Annotated in this window: 1 pseudogene; it reads right to left on the bottom strand. The window is 63.9% G+C overall.

Annotated elements, in window-relative coordinates:
• Positions 1 to 91: 91 nt before the first annotated feature.
• A pseudogene (locus XAXN_RS17415) lies at positions 92 to 1,064 on the bottom strand (xylose isomerase); the annotation flags it as partial.

The following is a 1,064-nucleotide window of genomic DNA, read 5'->3' as shown; positions in this document are numbered from 1 at the left end:
CCCATTGCTGGCCGCCGCAGTGTGGTGGCTGGCACCCCGCAGATAGTCGTTGCACGCGCCGAATGATGCCAGGCGCGTGCAGTGGCAATGCTCAACGCGTCAGATACTGATTGATCAGGTTTTCATACGCTTCCTGGCGCCCGCTGATCTGCTTGGGCGCATTGCCGGCCGCGTGCTTGGCCAGATCCGCCAGCGTGATCTTGCCTGCGGCAAAGTCCGCGCCTGCGCCGCTGTCGAAGCTGGCGTAACGCTCGGCGCGCCACTGCTCCAACGGCGAAGACGTCAGCAGTGCATTGGCCACTTCCAGCCCGCGTGCGAACGCGTCCATGCCGCCGATATGCGCCAGGAACAGATCCCTGCGGGTCGGACGATTCGCGACGCACCTTGGCATCGAAGTTCAAGCCGCCCGGCGCCAGCCCGCCCTGCCGCAGCACCACCAGCATCGCGCCGACGGTGTCGTACAGATCGGTCGGGAACTGGTCGGTATCCCAGCCGTTCTGCGGGTTGCCGCGGTTGGCATCGATACTGCCAAGCAGGCCGGCATCGGAGGCCGCCTGCAGGTCATGCTCGAAGCTATGGCCCGACAAGGTGGCGTGGTTGGCCTCGATATTGAGCTTGAAGTCGTTGTCCAGGCCATGCTGACGCAGGAAGCCGATCACGGTCGCGCTATCAAAATCGTACTGATGCTTCATCGGCTCCATGGGCTTTGGCTCGATCAGGAAGTTGCCTTTGAAGCCGATGCTGCGGCCGTAGTCGCGTGCCAGGGTGAGGAAACGCACCATGTTGTCCTGCTCGCGCTTCATCTGCGTGTTGTGCAGGCAGGCATAGCCTTCGCGGCCGCCCCAGAACACGTAGTTTTCCCCGCCCAGCTCCACCGTGGCATCGATCGCGGCCTTGACCTGCACCGCGGCACGCGCCACGACATTGAAGTCCGGGTTGGTCGAGGCACCATTCATGTAGCGCGGGTGCGAGAACAGGTTGGCCGTGCCCCACAGCAGCTTGATGCCGGTGTCGGCCTGGCGCTGCTTGGCGACGCCCACCATGTGGGTGAGGTTGCTCTCGTA

It is taken from the genome of Xanthomonas axonopodis, from assembly GCF_001304695.1.
Classification (GTDB): domain Bacteria; phylum Pseudomonadota; class Gammaproteobacteria; order Xanthomonadales; family Xanthomonadaceae; genus Xanthomonas; species Xanthomonas axonopodis.
The sequence above is the reverse complement of the archived record's forward strand: the minus strand, read 5'-3'. Positions and strand labels throughout refer to the sequence as shown.